1 protein-coding gene is annotated in these 354 nt (G+C 56.2%); it reads right to left on the bottom strand.

The window, feature by feature from the left end; all coding sequences use genetic code 11:
- Positions 1-354 (bottom strand): immunoglobulin-like domain-containing protein (locus H7995_RS28260; RefSeq protein ID WP_206684777.1); only part of this gene is annotated, 354 nt, incomplete at both ends.

Here is a 354-nt window from a genome sequence, read left to right as displayed (position 1 = left end):
CTCGGTGACGGTGGTTTTATCCACAGTCAGGGTGGCTTTCACCTCGGTGAGGGTATCGCCGATGGTGACTTGGGCTTTATCGCCCAGCACCAGGTTCTCGAACGATTTGCCGTCAACGGTGGCGTTGTCGACACCGACTTCGATGATCTGACCGTCTTTGTAGACGTCATCGCCTTGGGCTTTCAGCTCATACGGTGTGCTGGTGGTGCCAGCTTTGATCACCACGGTATCGCCGTTGCTCAGGGTGACGGTCAGGTCTTGCTTGAGAACCTGATCGACTTTGACGGTGAACTTCGGTGCCGCGTTTTCCAGCACGTCGCCTTCGCTTTTGATGGTGACGGTGATCTTGTCGCC

It is taken from the genome of Pseudomonas kielensis, from assembly GCF_014236655.1.
Lineage (GTDB): Bacteria > Pseudomonadota > Gammaproteobacteria > Pseudomonadales > Pseudomonadaceae > Aquipseudomonas > Aquipseudomonas kielensis.
Note: the sequence above shows the minus strand (reverse complement) of the source record. Positions and strands in the feature narration are given on the sequence as shown.